Genomic DNA, 18,382 nt, shown 5'->3' with positions numbered 1-18,382 from the left:
CGAAAACTCAAGCCCCGAGCATGTCTGCCAGCAACTGGCGATAAAGCGCATCAAGCCGCCCGAGCGCATCGGGCGCATCGGGCGCATCGGGCGCATCGGGCGCATCGGGCGCGGCAAACTTCTCATGCAGGGCAATGTGGCTTTCGGCACGCACCCGCTGCTCAAGACCGCACGCTTCATTGAAGCGATTGACTGCAGCGACCATCGATTCACGCTCGTTATCGAGCAACAAGGCCCCGTGCACCAATCCCACCGGGCGCTGACCACCCTTGCTCTGACGCCAGCGCTGAGCGGTGCCGACCATCTTGCGGCCGTCGAGGTTGACGTTGAAACGGCCATCGCAAAATGCGCCGTCGACTTCGCCCAATGACGAAACGCCACCCAGTTCATCGAGTAACTGACAGATCGGGTCGCAGAGTCGGCGGTAAGCGGTTTCGATCCGGTTCTGGTCACCTTCACTGCGCGGCGGCGCGTAGACCAGTGCGATATTGATGGTAGAAACCGATTGCGGCACTGGCTCACCGCCGGTTTCACGCAACAGAACCGGCCAACCGGCGGCGGCTGACACTTCACATGCCGCTTCGAACCCTGGTAGACGGTTCAGGCGTCGAGGCATGACCAATGCCCGGTCGTTGGGCTGCCAGAACAGCAGACCGAACTCCGATTCTCCGGTGCACACATGGGCCAACAGGTCCTGTTCGGCGAGCAGGCCGGCTTCGACGGTCAGAGAGATTGGTTGGGGCATGGATGACTCCGTAAGACATGAAGTCTTTGGCGCACTTGATGGCCTCTTCGCGGGCAAGCCCGCTCCCACAGGGGATCGGGTTGCCTGCGAAAAAGTATTCAGTCGAGCGTAGAACCGCTGACCGGGCCGCCGCGCTCAGGAAAGAACAGGCGCTGCAATTCGGTGCCCGGGCTTTCGGCGCGCATGAATGCCTCGCCCACCAGGAACGCGTACACGTCACTGATTTCCATCAGTTCCACATCCGCCCGGTTGAGAATGCCGCTCTCAGTGATTACCAGGCGATCACGCGGGATACGTGGCAACAGGTCGAGCGTGGTTTCCAGGCTGACGTCGAAGGTGTGCAGGTTGCGGTTGTTGACGCCGACCAGCGGCGTGTCGAGGGTTTTCAAGGCCCGCTCCAGCTCGTCGCCATCATGAACTTCCACCAGCACATCAAGGCCGACGCTTTTGGCCACGGCCGCCAGCTCGGCCATTTTCACGTCGTCCAGCGCCGAGACGATCAACAGCACGCAGTCAGCGCCCAAGGCACGGGCTTCTATGATCTGGTACGGGTCGATCATGAAATCCTTGCGGATCACCGGCAGGTTGCACGCCGCCCGCGCCTGCTGAAGATACGCATCGGCGCCCTGGAAGTAATCGATATCGGTCAGCACCGACAAGCAGGTCGCGCCGCCCTTCTCGTAGCTTTTGGCGATGTCGGCGGGAACGAAGTGTTCGCGGATCACGCCTTTGCTCGGCGAGGCTTTCTTGATTTCGGCAATGACGGCCGGCTGTTTCAGCTTGGCCTGAGCAATCAATGCCTGGGCAAAACCACGGGGTGCATCGGCCGCCTTGGCCAGACTTTCCAGCTCCGCCAGACTCACACGGGCGCTACGCTCGGCAACTTCCTGGACTTTGCGGGCCAGAATGTTTTCCAGAACCGTCGGTACACTCATCCCTCATTCTCCACTTTGAATACCGCGGTAAATGCACCCAACTCCTCAAGTTTTTCCCGAGCGAGGCCTGTGTGCAGCGCATCGTGCGCCAGGGCAACGCCTTCTTTCAAACTGGTTGCCAGGTCAGCGGCGTACAGCGCCGCACCAGCATTGAGCACGATCATCTCGGCGGCTTTTTGGCCGCTTTCGGTCTTGCGCTTGCCCAAGGCATCGCGAATCAGCTCAAGGGACGCCGCCGGACTTTCCACTGCCAGGCCGTGCAGGCTCTGGCTCTTCATGCCCAGGTCTTCTGGCTCGACCCAATATTCGGTGATCTGGTCATTCTTCAGTTCGGCCACATAAGTTGGCGCTGCCAGGCTGAATTCGTCCAGGCCATCCTTCGAGTGCACCACCAGCACGTGCTTGCTGCCCAGGCGCTGCAAGACTTCGGCCAATGGCCGGCACAACGCCTGGCTGAACACGCCCACCACCTGATGTTTCACGCCGGCCGGATTCGTAAGCGGGCCGAGCATATTGAACAGGGTACGCAGGCCAAGATCCTTGCGCGGGCCAGCGGCGTACTTCATGGCTCGGTGATGGGTCTGGGCAAACATGAAACCGATACCGACGTTGTCGATGCAGCGCGCCACCTGGACTGGCGTCAGGTTCAGGTAGATCCCGGCCGCCTCCAGCAAGTCAGCGCTGCCGCTTTTGCCCGACACCGCACGGTTACCGTGCTTGGCCACGGTGCAACCGGCTGCTGCCACCACGAAGGAGGAAGCGGTCGAAACGTTGAAGATGTTCGCACCATCACCGCCGGTGCCGACCACATCGACTACACCGTCGAGGGTCTTGAGTTCGACCTTGTCCGCCAGCTCGCGCATGACCGACACCGCGCCAACGATCTCGTCGATGCTTTCGCTCTTCATGCGCATGGCCATCATGAACGCGCCGATCTGCGCATCCGAGCATTGCCCGGTCATGATTTCGCGCATTACATCGCGCATTTCATCGGTGCTGAGGTCGAGGTGGTCGACGATACGGCTCAGGGCTGTCTTGATATTCATGAAAAGTCCTTAGCGCGTGCCGCCGGTTTGTTTGAGGAAGTTAGCGAACAGCTCGTGGCCCTGCTCGGTGAGGATAGACTCGGGGTGGAACTGCACACCCTCGATGTTCAATGTCTTGTGGCGCAGGCCCATGATCTCGTCGACCGAACCGTCTTCGAGCTGGGTCCATGCAGTCACTTCCAGGCAATCCGGCAAGGTTTCGCGCTTGACGATCAGCGAGTGATAGCGCGTCACCGTCAGCGGACGATTCAGGCCTTCGAACACGCCCTTGTCCTCGTGAAATACCGGGCTAGTCTTACCGTGCATGACTTGCCGGGCGCGGACCACATCACCGCCAAAGGCTTGGCCGATGGACTGGTGGCCGAGGCAGACGCCGAGAATCGGCAGTTTGCCGGCGAAATGCTTGATCACGTCGAGCGAGATACCGGCTTCAGTCGGGGTGCAAGGACCGGGGGACACCACGATGCGCTCAGGGTTGAGGGCTTCGATGTCGGCAACGGTAAGTTCATCGTTGCGCACGACTTTGACCTGGGAGCCGAGCTCGCCGAGGTATTGCACAACGTTGTAGGTAAAAGAGTCGTAGTTATCGATCATCAGCAACATGGCGTTTGTAACCTCTTGAATTCACTGACTTTAAATACAGCCTTCAGATGATTACCCGCAGCGTCCTGCGCTTTGTCAGTCGCCGGGTGCGCCAGCAAAGCGGTATGTCATACGGGTGAAGAAGGCAAAGCGGTACAGGTCCGGCGGGGCCGGCAAAAGAATTCAGGCGCGCCAACGCCAGCGGGCGTGTGCCTTGATGACTTGATCCAGAAGTTTGCTGATGATCAACACGGGGAAGGTCTCATTCATACGTCTCGGCACAGTAACTTAGCTGGGCAGAGCGTGCAATATGGCCGGGGCGACTGGCCCCGAAACAATTGAAGGGTTCGCGACCGATGGCAAAAGGCCGGAAGTTTTTGGTACTGTCGTTTCGTTCACTACAACAATAAATAAACGGACTTGCTCATGATCAAACAGACGTTGTTTGTACCGCTCGCAGGATGCTTGCTCGCCGCGGCTTGCGCCCAGGCGATCGCCGCGCCTAATCCTTACTCCAATTTCGTGGTCTTCGGCGACAGTCTCAACGATGCCGGGACTTTTGCCGACACGGGTGGGCCGGCCGGCTCAACTGAGCGCTTTACCAACCGCACGGGGCCGGTTTATCTGGATGGCAGCGGTGAAGTTCGCTCGCTCAACTCCACGCAGATCCTGGGGGGGAAACTAGGGTTCTCGGCGGATCAGACAGCCTCATCTTCCTCGGCGGTTCGCGCCAACAATGGCCAGCCCGATGGCAACAACTGGGCCGTCGGCGGTTATCGCACCGACCAGATTCTCGATTCGATCACCAGCACCTCTGCCACGGGCGAGCGCACCCGCGCCGGCTACCTGCCTTCGAACAACTTCCGCGCTGACCCGAACGCGCTGTATTACCTGTCGGGCGGTGGCAACGACTTCCTGCAAGGTCGCGTGACCAGCCTGCCTCAGGCCAGCGCCGCGGCCGATCGCCTGGTCAGCAGCGTGCAAACCCTGCAACAGGCCGGTGCCCGCTACATCATGGTCTGGTTGCTGCCAGACATCGGCTTCACCCCAGCCTTCAACGGCACCCCGCTGCAAGCGTTCACGTCACAGCTCAGTTCTCAGTTCAACACCGAACTGGTGAGCCAACTGCAAAACGTCAATGCCAACGTCATACCGCTCAACATTCCGGTGCTGCTCAAAGAGACGTTTGCCAACCCGGCGCAGTTCGGCCTGGCCACCGATCAGAACCTGAGCGCCACCTGCTTCAGCGGCAGCAGCTGCACCGAAAACGCCCGTTACGGCATCAACAGTGCGACGCCGGACCCGACCAAGCTTATCTACAACGACTCGGTGCACCCGACCGAAGCCGGGCAACGTCTGATTGCCGATTACGCTTACTCGCTGCTGGCCGCGCCATGGGAAGCAACCCTGTTGCCCCAAATGGCCCAGGGTACTTTGCGTTCTCATCAGGATGAGTTGCGCAACCAATGGCTGGCCGATTGGGAAAACTGGCAAGGCGTGGGTCAATGGCGGGCGATTGTCGCCGGTGGTGGCCAGCATCAGGACTTCGACAGCCAGCGCAGTGGCGCCAGTGCTGACGGCAATGGCGCCAACCTGAACATCGGTGGCAGCTACCGGCTCAACGACGCATGGCGCGTAGGTTTGGCGGCGGGCTTCTACAACCAGAAGCTCGAAGCCGGCGACAACGACTCGGACTACAAGCTGAACACCTACATGGGTACTGCGTTCGCCCAGTATCAGCAGAATCGCTGGTGGGGTGACGCGGCAGTGACGGCCGGGCATCTGGACTACGACAGCCTCAAACGCAAATTCCAGTTGGGGGTCAATGAACGCGGGGAGAAAGGCGATACCGACGGCTACCTGGTGGCTTTCAGCGGTCGCGTAGGGTACGACATCGCGCCGCTGGCGAGCAGCCCGTGGCACCTGTCGCCATTCGTGAGCGCTGATTTCGCCAAAGTTGAAGTCGACGGTTACTCGGAGAACGGCGCCGACTCCACCGCGCTGACATTCGACGATCAATCACGCATTTCCCGGCGTCTTGGCATCGGCCTCCAGGGTAAGTATCAGTTCACCTCGCAGACCCAGGTGTTCGGCGAACTGGCTCATGAGCGTGAGTACAACGACGATACCCAGGACGTGACCATGAACCTCAACAGCCTGCCGAACAACCGCTACACCCTGGCCGGCTACACCCCGCAGACCAACCTGAACCGCTTGAACCTGGGCGTGAGCCACAACCTCACCAAGGACCTGGCTTTGCGGGCCAGTTATGACATTCGCAAGGATGATGACTTTACCCAGCAGGGCATTAACATAGGCGTTGCGCTGGACTTCTAAACATCAGGCAAAAAAACGCGGCGCCCTCGCAGGCGCCGCGTTTTTTTATGCTGAATGCACATTGTGGCGAGGGGGCTTGCCCCCGTTCGGCTGCGAAGCAGTCGCAAATCCATGTGACTTGGTGGACCTGAAGAACCAAGGGCCGCTTCGCGCCCCAACGGGGGCAAGCCCCCTCGCCACAAAGGCTTGTGTGAACTCAGGCGTCCGGTGTTTGTTCGGCCAGGGCCACGGCGCGGAACATGGCGCGACGTTTGTTCAGGGTTTCTTCCCATTCCAACGCTGGCACCGAGTCGGCGACGATGCCGCCACCGGCCTGCACGTGCAGTTCGCCGTTCTTGATCACTGCAGTGCGGATCGCAATCGCGGTGTCCATGTTGCCGTTCCAGGCGAAGTAGCCCACCGCCCCGCCATAGACACCACGCTTGACCGGCTCCAGTTCGTCGATGATTTCCATCGCACGAATCTTCGGAGCTCCAGACAAGGTACCCGCCGGCAGAATCGCCCGCAGTGCGTCCATCGCCGTCAACCCAGCCTTCAATTGGCCCGTGACGTTGGAGACGATGTGCATCACGTTGGAATAACGCTCGATGACCATCTTCTCGGTCAGCTTCACCGAACCGATTTCCGAGACCCGGCCCGTGTCGTTGCGACCGAGGTCGATCAACATCAAGTGCTCGGCGATTTCCTTGTCGTCCGACAGCAAGTCTTTTTCCAGCGCCAGATCGGCCTCTTCGTTGGCCCCGCGTGGGCGAGTGCCAGCGATCGGGCGCACGGTGATCAGGTTGTCTTCGACCCGCACCAGCACTTCCGGCGAACTGCCGACGACGTGGAAGTCGCCGAAGTTGAAGAAGTACATATAAGGCGTCGGGTTGAAGCAGCGCAGCGCCCGGTACAGATCGATCGGCGCAGCCTTGAAGTCGATCGACATGCGCTGGGACGGCACGACCTGCATGCAGTCACCGGCCAGGATGTATTCCTTGATGGTGTCGACGGCTTTTTCGTAATCGTCCTGGGTGAAACTCGAACGGAACACCGGATCAGCCGACTGTTGCTTGCTGAAATCCAGGCCGCGACGCGGGGTGATCGGCTGACGGAGTTTCTCCAGCAGCTCTTCCAGACGTGCCTGACCTTGCTCGAACGCATCGTCCTGCGACGGATCGGCCAGCACAATCGCGTGCATCTTGCCGGCGAGGTTGTCGAACACCACAACCGCGTCGGAGACCATCAGCAGAATGTCCGGCACGCCCAGCGGATCCGGGTTCGGGCACTTGCCCAGACGCTTCTCCACATAGCGCACGCAGTCGTAACCGAAGTAACCCACCAGACCGCCATTGAAGCGCGGCAGGCCGGGAATGGTCGGCACGTTGTAGCGGGCTTTGAATGCTTCAACGAAGGCCAACGGATCTTCGGCTTCGTGGCTTTCGATCTCGATGCCGTCGTGGGTCACGCTGACGTGATGGTCGTGAACCCGCAACACCGTGCGGCACGGCAAGCCAATGATCGAATAACGACCCCACTTCTCCCCGCCCTGCACCGATTCCAGCAGGTAGGAATTCGGCTCGTCGGCAAGCTTCAGGTAGATCGACAGCGGCGTGTCGAAGTCGGCCAGGGTTTCGCAGGCCAACGGGATACGGTTATAGCCGGCAGCGGCCAAACGCAGGAATTCTTCGCGGATCATGGGGTAGCCTCGTGGCTTGAGGTGCTAACAGTCAGGTATGCAAACGCGCCGGAAAGCCGGCCAGAATCGAGTCAGGCGCGCCAACGCCAGCGGGCCAGGGCCTTGATGACTTTCATCCAGAGTTTGCGAGTGACCACCACGATGGCGTTTCCAGAAGGGGGTTGAGCAACGTCGGGCAACGTTATCTCAGCGGCCGGATCCAGGCAACCGGGAATTAGCTTGCGCAGATCGTCGATCACCAGCGCCGGTGACTCTTCCGAAATCGGCCGGCCATGATTGTAGCCGTAGCTGAGGGCCACGCACTTGACCCCCGCCGCCTTCGCCGCCAGTACATCGCTGCGCGAATCGCCGACAAACAGCGATTGCGAGGCCGGGATGTTGGCCATTTTCATCACGAAAAACAGCGCGGCCGGGTCAGGCTTCTTCTGCGGCAGAGTGTCGCCGCCGATGATCCATTTGAAGTAGCGGCCAATTTTCATCTGGTCCAGCAGCGGCGCGACGAAGCGCTCCGGCTTGTTGGTGATCAGTGCCATCTCGACGCCCTGCTTGTGCAGCCATTTCAGGGTGTCACGCACGCCGGGATAGACCACGGTCAGATCATGGCTCTCGCTGTAAGCCTCCATGAAAATCTCCAGCGCGCCCTCGGCTTCGCCGTCGTCGACCGTCGAATGGTCGATGCCACCGGCCAGCGCACGGCGAACCAGCACCGGCGCGCCATTGCCGACCCACTCACGCACCGAATCGAGGCCGGCGGGTTCGCGCCCCAGTTTGAGCAGCATGTTATCCACGGCCACAGCGAGGTCGGGGACCGAATCGACCAGCGTGCCATCCAGATCGAACATCACCAGCCGCGGCAGACGCCCCGGGAACAGCTGCTCAAAGCCACTCATGGACGAGCCAACGCCAGTTCGGAACGCATCTTTTCAATCACCTCTTGGTAGTTCGGCGCATTGAAAATCGCCGAACCGGCGACGAAGGTGTCGGCGCCAGCCGCGGCGATTTCACGAATGTTGTTCACGTTGACGCCGCCGTCGATTTCCAGGCGGATGTCACGCCCGGAAGCATCGATCAGCGCCCGCGCTTCACGCAGCTTGTCGAGGGTGCCGGGGATGAACTTCTGCCCGCCGAAGCCTGGGTTGACGCTCATCAGCAGGATCATGTCGACCTTGTCCATCACGTACTTGAGCACGTCCAGCGGCGTTGCCGGGTTGAACACCAGGCCCGACTTGCAGCCGCCTTCGCGGATCAGTTGCAGGGAGCGATCGACGTGCTGCGTGGCTTCCGGGTGGAACGTGATGTAGGTCGCGCCGGCCTCGATGAAGTCACCAACGATGCGGTCCACCGGGCTGACCATCAGGTGAGCGTCGATCGGCGCGGTCACGCCGTATTTGCGCAGCGCGGCGCAGACCATCGGGCCGATGGTCAGGTTCGGCACGTAGTGGTTGTCCATGACATCGAAGTGCACGAAGTCGGCGCCGGCGGCCAGGACGTTGTCCACTTCCTCACCCAGGCGGGCGAAGTCAGCGGAGAGAATCGACGGAGCAATGACGAAGGGCTGCATGACGCACCTTTTTTGAGCAGAATCACGATGGCGCGCATTGTATACCTCATGCTTTGACGCGCGCACTGTGACCGCGATGATTGGGCCTGCCTTCGATCAATAAGTGGCCGCAGGCTCTAGAACGCCGCTCGGTAGATCTTCTCGATATCAACCGCACTCAACCTACGCGGATTGTTGCGCATCAGGCGCTCGATCCCCGCGGCTTCCACGGCCATGGCCGGGATCGCATCCTCCGGAACACCGAAGCTGCGCAGGCCCGACGGGATTTCTACCGCAGCACACAATGCGGTCATGGCCTCTACGGCTTTGTCCGCCGCTTCGTTGGCGCTCAGGTGGGCAGTCTTCACCCCCATGGCCTCGGCAATATCCTGCATGCGCTCGACGCAGGCCATCTTGTTCCAGGTCATGACATACGGCAGCAGCAAGGCGTTGCTGACGCCATGAGCAATGTTGAAACGCCCGCCCAGCGGATACGCCAGCGCATGCACCGCGCCGACCCCGGCGTTACCGAAAGCCATGCCGGCCATCAGGCTGGCGGTGGCCATGTCTTCGCGGGCTTGCAGGTTGGAAGGATTGGCGTAGGCCTTGGGCAGCGCTTTGGCGATCAGCTTGATGGAGCCAATGGCCAGGGCGTCGGTGATCGGCGAGGCGTTGACCGACAAATAGGATTCGATGGCGTGCACCAGCGCGTCGACACCGCTGGCGGCGGTGACGCTGCGTGGGCAGGTCAGGGTCATTTGCGGGCTGACCAGCGCCACATCCGGCAATAGATAGTCGCTGACGATTCCCTTCTTCAGCTGCGCGACCTTGTCGGAGAGGATCGCCACATTGGTCACCTCCGAACCGGTGCCAGCCGTGGTCGGGATGGCGATCAGCGGCGGGCCTTTGCGCGGCACCTGGTCGACGCCGAACAAATCCTCCAGCGCACCGTGGTAACCGGCGTAGGCCGCGACGCTTTTGGCGATGTCGATGGCGCTGCCGCCGCCGAGTCCGATCAGACCGTCATGCCCGCCCTCGCGATAAACCCGCATGCAGTCTTCGACGATGGCGATTTCCGGGTCTGGCAGCACACGGTCGAAGATCTCGTAGGTCCGATCGCCCAACTGCGCCAGCGCCAGCTCGACCGTGCCGGACTTGACCAGCGCCGCGTCGGTGACGATCAGCGGGTTGTCGACATCCAGGCGAGTGAGTTCGGCGGCCAGCTGCTCGATGGCACCTGCGCCGGTGATCAGTTTGTGAGCAATTTTGAAAGAGGAAAGACTCATCGTGCGCAGCCTCTTATAAATAGGGGAGCTGGGCACAATAGTAGCTGGGGATTGGGGTTTGTCTGCTATTCAGGTTGTGAATGACTGAACATCCCGAAAACACCTCAAATCCTTGTTGCCGATCGTTCCCACGCTCCGCATGGGAATGCAGCCAGGGACGCTCTGCGTCCCAAGAGCGGACGCGGAGCGTCCAGTGAGGCATTCCCACGCAGAGCGTGGGAACGATCAAAAAGCCTGTCAGACCTGGGCGGTGCGCAGTTTCTCGCTGCGGCCGCGAAGCCACTCCAGGGTCAGTAACAGGATCACCGAGAAGGCGATCAGCAGGGTTGCTGCAGCAGCAATCGTCGGGCTGAGGTTTTCGCGGATACCGCTGAACATCTGCCGAGGCAAGGTCGCTTGTTCGGGACCGGCGAGGAACAGGGTCACCACCACTTCATCGAACGACGTCGCGAAGGCAAACAGCGCACCCGAGATCACACCCGGCGCAATCAGCGGCAACGTCACCCGGCGGAACGCCGTCAGCGGCGAGGCCCCCAGACTGGCAGCGGCGCGCACCAGGTTATGGTTGAACCCCTGCAAGGTCGCCGACACGGTAATGATCACAAACGGCACGCCCAACACCGCATGCACCACGATCAGCGAAAAAAAGCTGTTGCCCAGGCCCAGCGGTGCAAAGAACAGATAGCTGGCCACACCGATGATCACCACCGGCACCACCATCGGCGAAATCACCAGGGCCATGACCAGCGCCTTGCCCGGAAAATCCCCCCGCGTCAGGCCGATTGCCGCCAGCGTCCCGAAGATCATCGCCAGCACCGTTGCCGCCGGGGCAACGATGATGCTGTTCTTCAATGCCCGCATCCATTCCGCCGAGGCGAAGAAGTCCTGATACCAGTGCAGCGAGAAGCCTTGCAACGGATACACGAGGAAACTGCCTGAGTTGAACGACAGCGGAATGATCACCAACACCGGCAGAATCAGGAACAACAGAATCAAGCCGCAGAGAATCCGCAAGCTGTAGAACCACGCCCGTTCGATGGGCGACATATAAGGACTCAGCATTTCATTCTCCCCTTAGCTCAAGCGCAGGCGACTGGCGCCCACCAGCCAGCTGTAAATCAGGTAAAGCACCACGGTCGCCAACAGCAGCAGCCCACCGAGTGCGGTCGCCATGCCCCAGTTGATGCTGGTGTTGGTGTAGAAGGCGACGAAGTAGCTGACCATCTGATCGTTCGGGCTACCCAGCAACGCCGGGGTGATGTAGTAGCCGATGGCGAGGATGAACACCAACAGGCAACCGGCGCCGACACCGGCATAGGTCTGCGGGAAATACACCCGCCAGAAACTGGCGAACGGGTGGCAGCCGAGGGAAATCGCGGCGCGCATGTAAGTTGGCGAGATGCCTTTCATCACGCTGTAGATCGGCAGGATCATGAACGGCAGCAGGATGTGCACCATCGAGATGTAAACGCCCGTGCGGTTGAACACCAGCTCCAGTGGTTTATCGATGATGCCCATCGCCATCAGGCCGCTGTTGATCAGCCCGCCCGATTGCAGCAACACGATCCACGCGGCAACCCGTACCAGAATCGACGTCCAGAACGGCAGCAGCACCAGAATCATCAGCAGGTTGCTTTGGCGTGACGGCAGGTTCGCCAGCAAGTAAGCCAACGGATACGCCAGCAACAGGCAGATCACGGTGATGATCAGGCCCATCCAGAACGTGCGAGCGAAGATGTCGAGGTAGATCGCCTGGTCAGGAGTGGCCGGGGCGATTTCACCGAGGTCGTCGATGCGGTGATCGACGGCCGCCAGCAAGTAGTACGGCGTGATGTTGCTGGTGTTGCGGCGCACCGCTTGCCAATAGGCCGGGTCGCCCCAGCGTTCGTCGAGGCCTTCCAGCGCTTCTTTATAAGAAGCCGGTTCAGTGGCGAACGGCAAGGCGCGGGCGGTTTTGGTCAGCAGGCTGCGGTAGCCGGCCAACTCCATGTTCAAGCGCTTGGACAGGTCGCCCAGGGTCTGATTCTTGCGGGCTTCAGCGAGGTCTTCGCTCGCCGCCTTGTACACCGGTTCTGCGGGCAAGCCGCGGCCGTCCCAACTGGCGATGGCCGCCACAGTGCGCGGCATGCCGCCGACCACTTCAGGGTTACCAACGCTTTTGTAGAGCAGCGCCACGATCGGCACCAGGAACACCAGCAACAGAAACAGCACCAGGGGCGCGATCAAGGCCTGGGCCTTCCAGCGGTTGATCCGCTCGGCGTGCTTGAGCCGCTGCTTCAAGGTGGGGTCAGTGCCCGCGTTCAGGGGAATGGCGGTGGCCATGGCGTACTCCGGAAATCTTTGATCGTTACAGAGGCGGCATTCCGTAACCGCAAGGCCACCTCTGTTCTTGATAACTACACATCACCCCTGTAGGAGCGAGGCTTGCCCGCGAAGGCGGCGTGTCAGTCAACATTGATGTTGAATGTGCTGACGTCTTCGCGGGCAAGCCTCGCTCCTACAGGGGGCAGGCCCACAGGGTCGTGCTTACTTGGCAGCCCAGGAATTGAAGCGCTGCTCCAGTTGCTCGCCGTTGTCAGCCCAGAAGCTGACGTCGATCTGCACCTGGTTGGCGATGTTTTCCGGGGTGGTCGGCATGTCTTTCAGGACATCCTTGGACAACAACGGTACGGCTTGAATGTTGGCCGGGCCGTAAGCGATGTTTTCCGAGTAGGTCTTCTGCTGCTGCGGAGCCACCGAGAACGCGATGAATTTCTTCGCCGCTTCGGCGCGCTTGGCGTCCAGACCTTTCGGAATCGCCCATGCGTCGAAGTCGTAGATACCGCCGTTCCACACCACTTTCAGGTTGCTTTCTTTCTGCACGGCGGCGATCCGGCCGTTGTAGGCCGAGCTCATGACCACGTCACCGGAGGCGAGGTATTGCGGCGGTTGTGCGCCGGCTTCCCACCACTGAATGCTTGGCTTGAGCTCATCAAGTTTCTTGAACGCACGGTCCTGACCGTCCTTGCCGGCCAGCACTTTGTAGACGTCTTTCGGCGCAACGCCGTCGGCCATCAGTGCGAATTCCAGGGTGTACTTGGCGCCTTTGCGCAGGCCGCGCTTGCCCGGGAATTTCTTGGTGTCCCAGAAATCCACCCAACTGGTCGGTGCCGAGGCCAGCTTGTCAGCGTTGTAGGCCAACACGGTCGACCACACGAAGAAACCTACGCCGCAGGGCTGGATAGCGCCCTTGACGTAATCTTCGGATTTGCCGAACAGCGCAGGATCAAGTTGCTCGAACATGTCTTCGTCGCAACCGCGAGACAGTTCTGGCGACTCAACTTCCACCAGGTCCCAGGACACGCTCTTTGTGTCGACCATGGCTTTGACCTTGGCCATCTCGCCGTTGTATTCGCCCGCCACGATCTTGCCGTTGCCTGCCGCTTCCCACGGGGCGTAGAAGGCTTTGGCCTGCGCCGCCTTGTTCGCCCCGCCAAAGGACACCACGGTCAGGTCCGGGCCCGCCGCCATCGCGTGTGCCGCACCGATCATGCCCATGACCAAAGCGGTGAATTTCAGGGATCTCAACATTTATTGTTCTCTCCACGTGCAGGGTTGGTGTTGTTGAAGCAGGGGGCGATCAATGCGCCTCTAGAAGTGGGTCGAGCGCGCGAACGTGTTCGACCTGCCAGCCAAGCGGTACTACATCGCCGACGGCGAGCGCGGGATCGAGCTCGGCAATCGGTTGTTTCACAAAGAAATCGGTCTTGCCGCAGACTTCCAGGCGAACCCGGACGTGGTCGCCCAGATAGATGAATTCCGCCACCCGCCCTGAGAAGCGGTTGACGCAGGACTCGCTGGAGCCATTGAGGCTTACGCGTTCCGGGCGAATCGACAGTGTGACGGGTTCGCCGGTCTTGCCGACATTGACCGCCAGCGCTTCAACTTTTTCACCGCGTCCGAGCTCAACGATGCAACGGTCGCCGGTCTGACTGTGCAAGCGGCCGTTGAGGCGGTTGTTCTCGCCGATGAAATTGGCCACGAAGGTGTTTTTCGGCTCTTCATAGAGGGTGCGCGGCGCAGCGATCTGCTGGATCTCGCCCTGGTGGAACACTGCCACGCGGTCGGACATGGTCAGGGCTTCACCCTGGTCGTGCGTCACGTAGACCACGGTCACGCCGAGGCGTTGGTGCAGGTGCTTGATTTCCATCTGCATGTGTTCGCGCAGTTGTTTGTCCAGTGCGCCGAGGGGCTCGTCCATCAGCACCAGTTGCGGTTCGAACACCAAGGCGCGGGCCAGGGCCACACGCTGTTGCTGACCGCCGGACAGTTGTGCCGGATAGCGTTGGGCGAAGGCGTCGAGCTGGACCATGCTCAGGACTTTTTTGACCTTGTCGTTGACGTCGCTCTTGTTCAAACCGCGCACGGTCAGCGGAAACGCCAGGTTCTCAGCGACGGTCATGTGCGGGAACAATGCGTAGTTCTGGAACACCATGCCGATGTCGCGCTTGTGCGGCGGCACGTTGTTGATGGAGCGCCCGTTCAGCTGGATTTCACCTGCGGTCGGAGTTTCAAAACCGGCGAGCATCATCAGGCTGGTGGTCTTGCCGGAGCCGGACGGCCCGAGCAAGGTGAGGAACTCGCCTTTGCGAATCTCCAGGTTGAGGTCTTTGACGATCAGGTTCTCGCCGTCGTAGCTTTTTTGCACTCCACGAAAGCTGACCAGAATGTCACTGGCCCCTGCGTTTGAATCGACCTGGCTCATACCCACACCTTTTTTGTTGATGACTGCTGTGGACTAAGCCTAGTGGACGCTGCCGACCACGCAAATCGGGGCGCAGGAGAGAATGGCCTCAGCGGGATGGAAGGTTGGGGGTAGGGATTGCCCTACACGGATGGCGGGGATGGATAGGGGCAGTGGCGAGTTTCAAGCTGCAAGCCGCGAAACCGGGCAAAAGCGATGTTGGAGGAATGTCGCAAATGGATATGACGACGAGATTCCCGTAGGAGCGAGGCTTGCCCGCGAAGGCGCCCTCACTGGCGCTAAAGGCTTCGCGGGCAAGCCTCGCTCCTACAGGGTTTGCGGTGGACCCTAGAGGAGCTTGTGTTCCATCGCGTACTTCACCAGCTCCGCCAGGGAGGTGATGTTGAGTTTCTGCATCAGCCGCGCCTTGTGGGTGCTGATGGTTTTGCTGCTCAGGGCCAGTTGCTGGGCGATGTCGTTGACGTTGGCGCCCTGGGCCAGGCGTTCGAACACCGAGAATTCGCGCTCGGACAGCAACGAGTGCAACGGCCGCGAATCGGTCAGGCCGACTTCGAAGACCATGCGGTCGGCCAGGTCCGGGTCGATGTAGCGCCCGCCCGCCGCGACCTTGCGGATCGCCGTCAGCAGCAGCGCCGGATCGCTATCCTTGGTCGCGTAGCCCGCCGCGCCGACCTTCAACGCCCGGGCGGCCATTTGCGCTTCGTCGTGCATCGACAACACCAGGATGGCCGGCGGATTGTTCAACGCACGAATCCGTGGAATCGCTTCCAGGCCATTGACGCCGGGCATGGAGATGTCCAGCAACACCACTTCGCAGGGCACATGCCGCAAGGTTTCGAGCAACTGCTCGCCATTGCTCGCCTCCCCCACCACCAGCAAGTCCTTGGCCAGGCCAATCAATTGCTTGATGCCTTCACGGACGATGGTGTGGTCTTCGGCTACCAGTACACGGATCACGTTCTTCTCCAGGTTCAAGAACCTTTCGCGGGCAAGCCACGCTCCCACAGGATTTGTGTTGTTCACAAAATCCCTGTGGGAGCGTGGCTTGCCCGCGAAGGCGTCAGCACAGACAAAACAAATAGTTCAGGCTTCATCCACCGGTACTCGCACACTCAACGTCGTGCCCTCCCCCGGCTCACTCTCCAGCGACAACTGCCCGCCCATGATCAATACCCGCTCACGCATACCGACCACCCCAAAGGAAGTCGCCCTGCCCGTGGTGGGGACAAATCCTACGCCATCATCACTGACGGTCAGACACAACTCGTCGCCTTCCAGCGCCAGTGTCAGTTCAACAGTATGCGCCTGGGCATGGCGCATGACATTGGTCAGCGCTTCCTGAAGAATCCGGAACAGCCCAATGGCCTTGGCGTCACTGAGCACCGGCAGGTTCTCCGGCACCTGCACCAGACACGGAATCTGCGTGCGCGCCTCGAAACGCCGGGCCTGCCATTCGATGGCGGACGCGATCCCGGCATCGAGAATCGGTGGTCGCAGCGCGGTCGCCACATCGCGCACCAACTGGAACAGCTGCGCAATCAGGCGTTTCATGCTGTTCAGGCGCTCATTCAGACCAGGGTCGAGCTGGGCGTAGGCCAATTCGCACATGGAGGTTTCCAGCTTGAGCACGGTCAACATCTGACCCAGCTCGTCGTGAACTTCCCGGGCGATGCGGGCTTTTTCCTCCTCGCGCACGCTCTCCAGGTGAGCGGACAGCTCACGCAGTTGCTCGCGGGAACTGGCCAGTTCCAGCTCGATGCGCTTGCTCTCGCTGATGTCCCAGACAATCCCGTCCCAGACATAGGCGCCGTCTTCGAGCCGGCGAGTGATGGCCTTGATCTCGGCCCAGCGCTGTTCGCCTGAACGGGTGAGAATCCGCCCCTGCCATGACCAGTCGCTGTCGGTGTCCAGTGCACGGTCCTGAGTCTGGTGATAGCTGGCTTTGTCGTCCGGGTGCACCAGGCTACGCAGGCCTTTGTCGCGATGGGCCAGGGTCGCTGGCGAGTAGCCCACCAGACTCTCGCTGCCTTCACTGATGTAGGCAAAGTCGATCTGCCCTGTCACCGGCGCCCGCTCCAGGCGAAAGACCAATCCCGGAACGTTGGCGGCAATCCCCTGCAACCGCGCTTCACTTTCCTGCAACGCCGCCAGGGCGCGCCGACGTTCGGTGACGTCGTTGAGGTAGACCACCAGGTATTCACCACCGCGAAAGCGCATAAAGCTCAACGAGACATCGGTCGGCAGGATGCTGCCATCGGCTCGTACACAGTTGGTTTCGAAACTTTGCGGCCCTTCTTCGCTGGTCCGGGCGCGCTTCCACAGGTTCAACCAGCGGTCCATGTGCAGGCCCGGCTCGAAGTCGATCAACGGCCGATCAATGATTGCGCCGGGCGGATACCCGAGCATGGTTTCAGCGGCGCGGTTGGCGTAGCGCACGTGGCTGTCCCAGTTGACCCAGAGGATGCCGACGGTGCTCTGATCGATAGAAAACTGGGTCAGGCGCAACGCCTCTTCACTGGCCTCGCGCAGGGCAATGTCCTCGCGCGCCGCCAATAGACGCTGCTCCAGACTGTGTTGTTGGCGGCGCTGCCAGAACACGATGGCCATGCTGCTCAGCATCAACACCACCATCAGCAGGCAGAGGTTTTGCCAGAAGCCCGGGGACTCGGTCAGGCGCGGGTATTTGGGTTGCAGCCATTGGTTGTGCAGTTGCTCAAGGTCCTTGGCCGGGATCGCCCGCAGCGCGCTTTCGACGATGCCGGCCAGTTCCGGCTGGTCCCGCCGCGTGGCCACTCGCAGTAATTGCGGCAAGCCGATGTCACCCACCACGACCAGCCCGGCGAACTCAGGCTCGACGGACAGCCGCCCCAATTGCGCTTCATCGACCACGGCATAACCGGCCTGCTGACTCAGCAACAATTGCAATGCCTGACGCTCGAGCGGTACGCCTTGCAGGTTCAGATGGGGATAGTTGCCACGCAGATAGTCGGCCGTCGCGCTGGGCATCCGCACGGCGACGCGGGTTTGGCTGTCGAGTTTTTCCAGCTCCACCACACCGGTACTTTTCTGGTCACTGACCACCAGTTGCGGCACCCGCATGTAGGGGTCGGAGAATTGCCAGAATCGCAGGCCGGCGGGGGTTTGGGTCAGCCCGGGAGCAATGTCGATTTCACCCTCGCGCGCGGCGGCTTCGAGTTGAGCAAGGTCGGGAAAATTACGCCAGCTCAGCTCGACCTTGAGGGCTTTGGCCAGCCATTTCATCAACTCGACGTTAACCCCGGACAGACGCTGCAAGCGGCGATCGTATTGCGCGTAAGGCGCCTGCAACACCAGCCCGACGCGCAATTCGCCGTGCGCTGCCAGCCACTGTTGTTGCTTGGGCGACAAGGGCGCGACATGCGCCGGTGGCGCGGACGCCGCCCAACTCATCAAGGGAAACCACAAACAGCCGATAACCCACAGGCAGCGAAAACGCATCATCGAAGTCTC

Annotated in this window: 15 protein-coding genes; 1 reads left to right on the top strand and 14 read right to left on the bottom strand. The window is 60.8% G+C overall.

Annotation, left to right across the window (positions count from 1 at the left end; translation table 11 throughout):
* Positions 1-7: 7 nt before the first annotated feature.
* From ACIQV9_RS25645 to ACIQV9_RS25630, 4 genes are all read right to left on the bottom strand, one after another.
* Positions 8-745, bottom strand: coding sequence for a biotin/lipoate A/B protein ligase family protein (locus ACIQV9_RS25645; RefSeq protein WP_403107464.1), 738 nt, complete (start codon positions 743-745; stop codon positions 8-10).
* Between the two features lie 98 nt (positions 746-843).
* The gene (gene trpC / locus ACIQV9_RS25640) at positions 844-1,680 is read right to left on the bottom strand and encodes an indole-3-glycerol phosphate synthase TrpC (RefSeq protein WP_403107462.1); all 837 of its coding nucleotides are present in this window, start codon (positions 1,678-1,680) and stop codon (positions 844-846) included.
* Positions 1,677-2,726 (bottom strand): anthranilate phosphoribosyltransferase, encoded by a 1,050-nt coding sequence (gene trpD, locus ACIQV9_RS25635; protein WP_403107461.1) that lies wholly within the window; start codon positions 2,724-2,726, stop codon positions 1,677-1,679. Before trpD ends, trpC begins: the two co-directional genes overlap by 4 nt.
* Before the next feature lie 9 nt (positions 2,727-2,735).
* Complete coding sequence (locus ACIQV9_RS25630) at positions 2,736-3,329, bottom strand: aminodeoxychorismate/anthranilate synthase component II (RefSeq protein ID WP_403107460.1); 594 nt, start codon at positions 3,327-3,329, stop codon at positions 2,736-2,738.
* Between the two features lie 405 nt (positions 3,330-3,734).
* On the opposite strand from ACIQV9_RS25630, the gene estP reads away from it, so the two are divergent.
* Positions 3,735-5,645 (top strand): esterase EstP, encoded by a 1,911-nt coding sequence (estP, locus tag ACIQV9_RS25625; protein ID WP_403107458.1) that lies wholly within the window; start codon positions 3,735-3,737, stop codon positions 5,643-5,645.
* 196 nt (positions 5,646-5,841) lie between these two features.
* On the opposite strand, the gene trpE is transcribed toward estP, so the two are convergent.
* The 10 genes from trpE to ACIQV9_RS25575 all read right to left on the bottom strand — a co-directional run bounded on the left by trpE (position 5,842) and on the right by ACIQV9_RS25575 (position 18,373).
* Positions 5,842-7,323 carry an anthranilate synthase component I gene (trpE, locus tag ACIQV9_RS25620; RefSeq protein ID WP_192409285.1) on the bottom strand — a complete coding sequence of 494 codons (1,482 nt, stop codon included), beginning with the start codon at positions 7,321-7,323 and terminating at the stop codon, positions 5,842-5,844.
* Positions 7,324-7,394: 71 nt separating this feature from the next.
* The gene (locus tag ACIQV9_RS25615) at positions 7,395-8,213 is read right to left on the bottom strand and encodes a phosphoglycolate phosphatase (protein ID WP_403107456.1); all 819 of its coding nucleotides are present in this window, start codon (positions 8,211-8,213) and stop codon (positions 7,395-7,397) included.
* On the bottom strand, positions 8,210-8,884 hold the full coding sequence (rpe, locus tag ACIQV9_RS25610; RefSeq protein ID WP_008035979.1) for a ribulose-phosphate 3-epimerase: 675 nt from the start codon (positions 8,882-8,884) through the stop codon (positions 8,210-8,212). Before rpe ends, ACIQV9_RS25615 begins: the two co-directional genes overlap by 4 nt.
* 116 nt (positions 8,885-9,000) lie before the next feature.
* Positions 9,001-10,149 carry an iron-containing alcohol dehydrogenase gene (locus ACIQV9_RS25605; RefSeq protein ID WP_403107454.1) on the bottom strand — a complete coding sequence of 383 codons (1,149 nt, stop codon included), beginning with the start codon at positions 10,147-10,149 and terminating at the stop codon, positions 9,001-9,003.
* A 237-nt stretch (positions 10,150-10,386) separates the two neighbouring features.
* Positions 10,387-11,211: an ABC transporter permease gene (locus ACIQV9_RS25600; protein WP_403107452.1), complete on the bottom strand. Its 825-nt coding sequence runs from the start codon at positions 11,209-11,211 to the stop codon at positions 10,387-10,389.
* Positions 11,212-11,223: 12 nt separating this feature from the next.
* On the bottom strand, positions 11,224-12,471 hold the full coding sequence (locus ACIQV9_RS25595; RefSeq protein WP_095127227.1) for an ABC transporter permease: 1,248 nt from the start codon (positions 12,469-12,471) through the stop codon (positions 11,224-11,226).
* Positions 12,472-12,675: 204 nt separating this feature from the next.
* Positions 12,676-13,719: an ABC transporter substrate-binding protein gene (locus ACIQV9_RS25590; protein WP_109635303.1), complete on the bottom strand. Its 1,044-nt coding sequence runs from the start codon at positions 13,717-13,719 to the stop codon at positions 12,676-12,678.
* 49 nt (positions 13,720-13,768) lie between these two features.
* Positions 13,769-14,893 (bottom strand): ABC transporter ATP-binding protein, encoded by a 1,125-nt coding sequence (locus ACIQV9_RS25585; RefSeq protein ID WP_403107450.1) that lies wholly within the window; start codon positions 14,891-14,893, stop codon positions 13,769-13,771.
* 327 nt (positions 14,894-15,220) lie between these two features.
* Positions 15,221-15,850 carry a response regulator transcription factor gene (locus ACIQV9_RS25580; protein WP_003210977.1) on the bottom strand — a complete coding sequence of 210 codons (630 nt, stop codon included), beginning with the start codon at positions 15,848-15,850 and terminating at the stop codon, positions 15,221-15,223.
* 126 nt (positions 15,851-15,976) lie between these two features.
* Positions 15,977-18,373 (bottom strand): PAS domain S-box protein, encoded by a 2,397-nt coding sequence (locus tag ACIQV9_RS25575; RefSeq protein WP_403107448.1) that lies wholly within the window; start codon positions 18,371-18,373, stop codon positions 15,977-15,979.
* Positions 18,374-18,382: the final 9 nt, after the last annotated feature.

It is taken from the genome of Pseudomonas sp. NPDC099000 (genome assembly GCF_044759925.1).
GTDB lineage: Bacteria > Pseudomonadota > Gammaproteobacteria > Pseudomonadales > Pseudomonadaceae > Aquipseudomonas.
Note: the sequence above shows the minus strand (reverse complement) of the source record. Positions and strands in the feature narration are given on the sequence as shown.

Bases quoted from the DNA above. Each gene is read 5' to 3' on its own strand.
- ACIQV9_RS25645 (WP_403107464.1), bottom strand. From the start codon at position 745: ATGCCCCAACCAATCTCTCTGACCGTCGAAGCCGGCCTGCTCGCCGAA.
- estP (WP_403107458.1), top strand. From the start codon at position 3,735: ATGATCAAACAGACGTTGTTTGTACCGCTCGCAGGATGCTTGCTCGCC.
- ACIQV9_RS25615 (WP_403107456.1), bottom strand. From the start codon at position 8,213: ATGAGTGGCTTTGAGCAGCTGTTCCCGGGGCGTCTGCCGCGGCTGGTG.
- rpe (WP_008035979.1), bottom strand. From the start codon at position 8,884: ATGCAGCCCTTCGTCATTGCTCCGTCGATTCTCTCCGCTGACTTCGCC.
- ACIQV9_RS25595 (WP_095127227.1), bottom strand. From the start codon at position 12,471: ATGGCCACCGCCATTCCCCTGAACGCGGGCACTGACCCCACCTTGAAG.
- trpC (WP_403107462.1), bottom strand. From the start codon at position 1,680: ATGAGTGTACCGACGGTTCTGGAAAACATTCTGGCCCGCAAAGTCCAG.
- trpD (WP_403107461.1), bottom strand. From the start codon at position 2,726: ATGAATATCAAGACAGCCCTGAGCCGTATCGTCGACCACCTCGACCTC.
- ACIQV9_RS25575 (WP_403107448.1), bottom strand. From the start codon at position 18,373: ATGATGCGTTTTCGCTGCCTGTGGGTTATCGGCTGTTTGTGGTTTCCC.
- ACIQV9_RS25605 (WP_403107454.1), bottom strand. From the start codon at position 10,149: ATGAGTCTTTCCTCTTTCAAAATTGCTCACAAACTGATCACCGGCGCA.
- ACIQV9_RS25630 (WP_403107460.1), bottom strand. From the start codon at position 3,329: ATGTTGCTGATGATCGATAACTACGACTCTTTTACCTACAACGTTGTG.
- ACIQV9_RS25585 (WP_403107450.1), bottom strand. From the start codon at position 14,893: ATGAGCCAGGTCGATTCAAACGCAGGGGCCAGTGACATTCTGGTCAGC.
- ACIQV9_RS25590 (WP_109635303.1), bottom strand. From the start codon at position 13,719: ATGTTGAGATCCCTGAAATTCACCGCTTTGGTCATGGGCATGATCGGT.
- ACIQV9_RS25600 (WP_403107452.1), bottom strand. From the start codon at position 11,211: ATGCTGAGTCCTTATATGTCGCCCATCGAACGGGCGTGGTTCTACAGC.
- trpE (WP_192409285.1), bottom strand. From the start codon at position 7,323: ATGATCCGCGAAGAATTCCTGCGTTTGGCCGCTGCCGGCTATAACCGT.